This is a genomic window from Ignavibacteria bacterium (genome assembly GCA_016873845.1).
Lineage (GTDB): Bacteria > Bacteroidota > Ignavibacteria > Ch128b > Ch128b > JAHJVF01.
In genome coordinates this window covers 22004-28885 of sequence record VGVX01000033.1, presented here as the reverse complement: position 1 = coordinate 28885, position 6882 = coordinate 22004, and the positions used below count along the sequence as shown (strand labels likewise).

At 28.7% G+C, this 6882-nt stretch carries 7 protein-coding genes; all 7 read left to right on the top strand.

Translation table 11 applies throughout. The annotated features are described in order from the left end of the window. Positions 1-312, top strand: a 312-nt coding sequence (locus tag FJ213_07710) for a hypothetical protein (protein ID MBM4176043.1), incomplete at its 5' end; no start/stop codon positions are given. Positions 313-334: 22 nt separating this feature from the next. Continuing rightward, positions 335-994 carry a class I SAM-dependent methyltransferase gene (locus tag FJ213_07705; protein ID MBM4176042.1) on the top strand — a complete coding sequence of 220 codons (660 nt, stop codon included), beginning with the start codon at positions 335-337 and terminating at the stop codon, positions 992-994. After that, positions 991-2094: a glycosyltransferase gene (locus FJ213_07700; protein MBM4176041.1), complete on the top strand. Its 1104-nt coding sequence runs from the start codon at positions 991-993 to the stop codon at positions 2092-2094. The genes FJ213_07705 and FJ213_07700 overlap by 4 nt, the downstream gene beginning before the upstream one ends. Before the next feature lie 136 nt (positions 2095-2230). After that, complete coding sequence (locus tag FJ213_07695; GenBank protein MBM4176040.1) at positions 2231-3880, top strand: hypothetical protein; 1650 nt, start codon at positions 2231-2233, stop codon at positions 3878-3880. 33 nt (positions 3881-3913) lie between these two features. After that, positions 3914-5041 carry a glycosyltransferase family 4 protein gene (locus FJ213_07690; protein ID MBM4176039.1) on the top strand — a complete coding sequence of 376 codons (1128 nt, stop codon included), beginning with the start codon at positions 3914-3916 and terminating at the stop codon, positions 5039-5041. Positions 5042-5053: 12 nt separating this feature from the next. Beyond that, on the top strand, positions 5054-6130 hold the full coding sequence (locus FJ213_07685) for a glycosyltransferase family 4 protein (protein ID MBM4176038.1): 1077 nt from the start codon (positions 5054-5056) through the stop codon (positions 6128-6130). Then, a complete protein-coding gene (locus tag FJ213_07680) occupies positions 6111-6845 on the top strand; it encodes a WecB/TagA/CpsF family glycosyltransferase (protein MBM4176037.1) in 735 nt (244 codons plus the stop codon). Before FJ213_07685 ends, FJ213_07680 begins: the two co-directional genes overlap by 20 nt. Positions 6846-6882 lie beyond the last annotated feature (37 nt).

Genomic DNA, 6882 nt, shown 5'->3' with positions numbered 1-6882 from the left:
TTTGGAGATAAATTTATAGAAGCATCGAATATGCTTTCACTGATTAGTATAGCTATTCCAGGACTGTTTTTGAATAATTTAACCGGGATTGTGTTAAACTCTGCCTATAAAGAAAAATTAGCGATGAGGTCTACAATGATTGGTGCAATTGTGAATGTTGTACTGAATATTATTTTAATAAATCTATATGGTATTATAGGCGCAATAGTAACTTCAATTATAACGGAGTATTTAATTTTATTTATTCAATTCTATTTCATAAGCAGAACAAATATTTTTAAAATTAGGTCAAATAATGTAAATAAATTATGATTCTTCAATGACGATAAAAAATATGGGAACCTCTAACTGGCAAAATATTTCATATTGTGTTGAATTGATTCGAAGAATCAACCCTAAAACAATTTTAGATGTTGGTGTTGGCTTTGGTAGATGGGGGATTTTGTGCAGAGAGTTTCTTGAAGTTTGGGGAGGAAAAATTCATAATAAAGATTGGACAAAACAAATAGATGGGATTGAAATTTTTCCTGACAATATTCAAGAATATCATAAATACTTTTATTCCAAAATTATTGTTGATGATGCATATAAATATATTTTTGAGAATGATTTTCTATACGACTTGATCATCTTTGGAGACGTCTTAGAGCATTTCGAAAAATGTAAAGCTATAGAGTTACTGGAACACTCGATGAAAAAATCAAAGTATGTTTTGTTGAATATCCCAATCGGGAAATACTGGAAACAAAATGAAATTTATGAAAATAAGTATGAGAAGCATTTAAGTTTCTGGGGTTTAAGAGAATTAACTAAATTAAATCCAATTGCATATAAAACTTTCAGAGATGAAATTCATCGAAAGTTTGCAGCTTTTATTTTTTCAAGTGAATTTAATAAAATTCCTAATAGAATAAATTATAGAACTAAACTCTCCTTAATTATTACTCAATACCCTGAATTTAAAAAACTATTAAAAAAACTAATTCAAAAATGAAAATTGTTTTGTTAGGTAGACTCCACGAAGGCAAAATAGATTTCGGTCCACAAAAAGTTGCGCAACAACTTTATAAGAATCTATTAATAAACAATATGAATGTTGAATTCGTTGAATATTTTTTTAAAATCTATAATAATTCTACTTGTTTTAAAAGATTTTTAGGATATGAAAAATCACCAGACAACATAAAACGTCTCGGTATAATTCGACTTTTTATTTACTTGCTCCGCACTCAGCCTGATATTATTCATATAATTACTTTAGAACGATTCATCCTGAGCATTTTTTTATACAAGTTTCTTCTCAAAGGCAAATTTGTGGTTACTTTTCATTCAGTTTTAAAGTATGAACTGCCAAGAAGAAAAATTAAAACTTCCAATTTTGGTAGGTTTAAAGATTACCTTATGGAATACTTAGCTATAAAATTTTCTGATAGTTTAATTTTTCTTTCCAACCCCCATCTTTCACTTGCAGGAGAGTTTTACAAGTTTTCAAATAATAAAGTAAATATTGTACCTAATGGGATAAAAGTACTTAGAATACAAAAAATCAAACATTTCGATTTTAGTGATGGAATAAATGTTGTTTTTTATAATGGGACCAATGAATTTGACAGAGGTTTGGAGCAGCTATTATTAGTTTTTGACAAAGTTAAAATACCAGTGAATATTTATGTTCTGGGAATAATGAAAAACATTGTAGAACGAAAAAAATTTGTAAAAACAAATTATGTGGAAATAATTCCACACGATATACTTCCAGAATTTCTTGCAAAAATACACTTTGTGATTAAAGCGAACGTAATTGAAACTTTCTCCTTATTTGTCGGCGAGTGCATGACAATGGGACTGATTCCAATAATATCAGACAAGGTTGGTATTTCTGAGTATCTTGTAAATGGAGTCAATGGTTTTGTTTACAATAACGAGAACATTGAAGATGTTAAAACGATTTTGGAAAATATTTACAATGGACAATACGATATTCAGACGATCTCACAAAATGCACAATCTATTGTTGACGAATTAAATTGGAATAAAGTTGCTCAGAAGTATCTTGAAGTCTATAAATTGGTGATAGAATGCAAAATAAAATAAAAGTTTGTCACATCTGTGATCGTATTACCGGTAAATCTGATGGGGTCTTTGCACATCTTTTGATTATCGTTGCAGAAAGATTTGATAATGTTTTTTAAGCATAAAATCCATTTACACAAATTATTTTATAGATTCGATGATAACTAATCTTTTCGAATCACTCCTGTTTATTGCAAATCAATTCTCAGAGTTAAGTTTAATTAGTGACGATTGGGTTCTACTTAAAGCGGCTCTTTCAGATCCCTTTCCAATTTTTAAGGATTGGACAGGAGAACTTATTTCACGCTATCACAGACCAATACCAATATTCACTTTTTATATTAACTATTTATTTTTTAATGAAAATTTTTTGTTCTTTTATTTATTTAATTTGATTATTCATTTGATCAACACAATTATTTTGTACAATATTTTGAATAGAATCATTTGTATACTTCAGTGGGGCCGTCAAAAGTTATTATTGATTTTATTATGTGTAATTTTTTTTGCTATACCACAGAATATAATGAATGTCCTTTGGGTGTCAGGTCGAACGGACTTACTATGCGCATTATTTTCTTTTTGGTCAATTCTTTTTTTAATCAATTATATCGAAAAAAAAATTTTTAGTCATTTATTTTACTATACATTAACGACAGTTCTTGCTTTCCTCTGCAAGGAGACGGCTGTTATAATTTTAGGTTTAAATTTTGGCATTTACTTGTTATGGAAACAAAAAATTAACAAAAAGGTGTTAATTAGCTCGCTAATCATCTTCTTTGTCATATTAACAGTTTCTATTTCAATAAATTATTCTATTGGAACAGACTTCTCTGCAATTAATATTCTGAGATATCTTAATTATCCTGTTTACTTATTTAAATTTGTAGTTTATGGACTAGCCTCCTTTTTAATCCCATTTGACTTCAAGGACTTAGCTTACTTCTATAATTCGAACTTTATATTATTTATTTTCTTATCGAGTGGATGTATCTATTTAATTGCGTATACTTTTAAGTTGTTTTTTACTAAAAAGAAGTCTGAGCGAACTATCATTTTCGCATCGATTGGTTTTATTTTATTATCACTATTAATTTATATTAATTCATATCCTCAAATGAGGTTATTTTATATTCATTCTCCACTTTTGATAATAATTTTTATGGGACTCTTTCATCAGGAAGAATTTTCCAAACCAATAACCCAAATATTCTTTGTACTATTTTTTTTATTAGTTGTTTATGGTAATCTAAGTACAGTAAACAGACTATTCTCCAATAATATGTTAACAAAAAACTTAATTTCGGTTTTACCGAGTGCAAAAGAATATAATCCAGGTAAAAAATATTTATGCCTTTCTATGATTGAGAGAATTGGTCAGAGCTGGGGGAATCCACCTGTGGAAATAATAGCTTCATATAAGGTCAACGAAAAATTTAATAGCTTACATAATTTTATCTCCATTGCGACATTAGATATTATAAATACTAATGAATTAAGAAAGCCGATAAGATACAAAATTGAGGGAGATTTGATAGTTATTAAAAGTGAAGCGTTCAATAGTGGATTCAGCTCACTACCCTCTGTTCGATTTTCAGATTCTACTTCTCATTCCTTAATTAGCAATATTTTAGTCTATTCCAAAAAAGAAGATATTCTAAAAAACGGATTGTCAAAAATGATCTATATTAAGCTTCCGGGAGAAATTAATAAAAATAACACTGAAATTATGTTCTATAGTAATGGGCAATACAAAAGGATGTTGCTGAAAGAATTTAGATTGTATAAAAGCAATCGGTCTTTTTAACTAGTGTCTATTCAAGTTACCATTAAATAATTTATGAAAATAAAAATTTGTCACATTTTTGACAAAATAAGTGGCCAATCTGATGGTGTATTCATACATCTTGATATGTTATTAAAGTATATCAACAGCAATCGATTTGAACAAATTGTAATTTATCAAGGTGGGGAAATAGTTGAAAAAAAATTAAAAAATTTGGGTGTTAAGTTATTTAAAATTCCTACGTTGGCAAAAAGATTTTCTATAATAAGTATCAAAAAGATATACGATATTTTACATGATGAACGGGTTGACATCATACATGCACATTTGATTAAGCCGTATATTATTGCAGGATTAATGAATATCTTTCTCAGAAAAAAGTTAATCTTTAATTATCACGGATTATTCATTAATTCAATATTTCATAACTTTTTTGAAAGAAAAATATTATTCATACTTCATAATATTATCTGCTTAACGAAAGTGGTTGATATTGCTATAACTCCTTCAAAGAAAAGCAAGGAAAATTTAATTAGCGAAACAAAACTCTTTCCGCAGATTAAAAATTATTATAATGGATTTGAAAAGGGGAACGAAGATTTAATTGATATCAAAATTGTAACTGAACTAAAATCACTCAAATTCGATTCATTTCTTATATCTTTTATTGGGAGATTTGAAATTGAAAAAAGGGTAGACCTTTCGCTGCTTATATTAAAAAAACTTATTGAAAAAGAGCATAAAGTTATCATTGCTTATTTTGGTACTGGTAAATTGGAAAATGAGATGAAGATTTTAGCTGAAGAATTGGGGATCAATCATTGTTGTAAATTTTATGGATACATTCCTCATTTAAGTAATTACTTACAATATTTTGACGCTTTATTATTTACTTCAGATTGGGAGGGATTGCCAATAACTTATTGGGAAGCGATGGCAAATTCAGTACCTATTGTTTCTACTGATGTAGGTGGCGCAAGAGAAATTCTGATAGATAATAATTGTGGATTGGTATATCCCGTTGATAATGTTGATGCGGGAGTCGCAGAAATTATCAAGTTGATAAGAAATGAAAAGTTACGTTTGAAAATGGGATTTAATGGAGTGCAGGCATTACAGTCCAAATATAATTTGGAACAATTTAAATTATTCTTCGAATCTCTATATGATTCACTAAAATAGGTAGAACTAGCGGTGAAGAAACTGAATATCCTCCATATTTCCCCTGACTTCAATTACTCTTGTGGTGTAAGTAAGTATGTTTTTCAACTTCTTGAGGAATTAAGCAAAAGGGATGAATTGCATTTATTTTTTCTCACGAATAAAGGTGATTCAATAAACAGATTAAGTGGTTTGAATGTAAAGATTGACTTCTTGAATTTTGAAAGAGAAAATAAAAATCCTTTTAAATTTGTTCTGAATTATTTTTTCCTTTTAAAATTCTGTATGAAGAATAAAATTGAAATAATTCATACTCACCATCGCTATCCAGAATTGCTGGCGTATTTTGTTAGTATGAGTTTGAAAATCAAAACTATTACTACTGTACACAGTTTGGTTGATGGATGGAAGTTTATCAGTTTTAAATCTGATAAAATTATTGCAGTTAGTAATGCTGTTAAGAAACATTTAATTCAGAATTATAGGGTGAACTCTGAAAAGGTATTTCAGCTATACAATTTTGTCAAATCAAGTAATAACATAAGTCAAGGCGAAAGGAGAATTTTAAAACAAAAAATTGGTATAGAAAATAATAACAAAGTTTTACTTTTCATCGGAAGAATTTGCTATATAAAAGGTTGCGATATTTTGATTTCTGCATTTGAGAAGCTTTTAGTTGAAAACCCCCTCTTAAAGTTAATTATGATTGGTAATTTTGAATCATTTAAAATCAAAGATATAGTGCAAAAAAATAATAAAATTATTTATATCTCTCCAACTAATGAAATATTGAGCTATTACTATTTATCAGATATTGTAATATTACCTTCTAGGATTGACTCGTTTCCATTTGTTATGCTTGAAGCCGGCTTAGCAAAAAAAACATTTATTGGAGGAAAAACTGGAGGTATTGCTGAATTTATTGATGATGGTGTAGACGGACTTCTAGTTGAACCTGGTAGTGTAAATGATCTGGAAGAAAAAATTCAAACACTAATGGATAATCAAGCATTATCAAATTCCTTAGCTAACAAACTCCATAGTAAAGTAATGAAATTTACAAATTCGGGCTATTATATCTCAAAACTGATTGAAATATATGAAAGTTAATGGGATGCATCCTTTAAAGAAGCTCCTTTTTAATAAATCTGATGTATTAGATTTAATTTCTAAATCAATCAACTATAGTGAACCGTTACTCTTAACATATTTGAATCAACATTGTTTTAATGTTTGGTATTCGGATGCAAATTATCGAAACTTACTCGATAGGCACTTTAAATATTATCTAGATGGGATAGGAGTCAGATTCGCTTTGTTTTTAATAAATAAAATAAAAGCAAAGCGATTCAATGCATCAGAAATTAATGAAGAGGTATTTAATAGATTCACTGAGTTGAGGACTCCCATTATAATAATAGGTGGAAGATTTGAAAGCCTAATTCCGAAAAGTCAACTTAATGTTATCCAATATTTTAATGGATATGAAGACGTGGTTGATTGGAATAAATTATCTAAAGAAATTATCCAGAGTGATACAAAAACGATAATAATTGGAATTGGCGCCCCAACGCAGGAAGTATTGGCATATAAGATTTTTAGCATTGTGCAGAACCTTCAAATTATTTGTGTTGGGAATTTTTTAGAGTACTTTTTCCGAACTAAAAAGAGAGCGCCTAAAATATTTCACAACTCCGGCTTTGAATGGTTGTATCGACTCATTCATGAACCCAAAAGATTGTGGAGCAGATATATTATTGGTATTCCAGTGTTTAGTTACCGACTCTTAAAAATAAAATTCACTTATAAGCAGAGGGGTAAGTGATAATCGATTATCAGTATTATTAAGCGATTGCCTGCCA

What these genes read in the sequence shown, in the direction of transcription:
- FJ213_07695 (MBM4176040.1), top strand. Translation starts at nt 2,231, where the DNA reads ATGATAACTAATCTTTTCGAATCACTCCTGTTTATTGCAAATCAATTC.
- FJ213_07700 (MBM4176041.1), top strand. Translation starts at nt 991, where the DNA reads ATGAAAATTGTTTTGTTAGGTAGACTCCACGAAGGCAAAATAGATTTC.
- FJ213_07690 (MBM4176039.1), top strand. Translation starts at nt 3,914, where the DNA reads ATGAAAATAAAAATTTGTCACATTTTTGACAAAATAAGTGGCCAATCT.
- FJ213_07705 (MBM4176042.1), top strand. Translation starts at nt 335, where the DNA reads ATGGGAACCTCTAACTGGCAAAATATTTCATATTGTGTTGAATTGATT.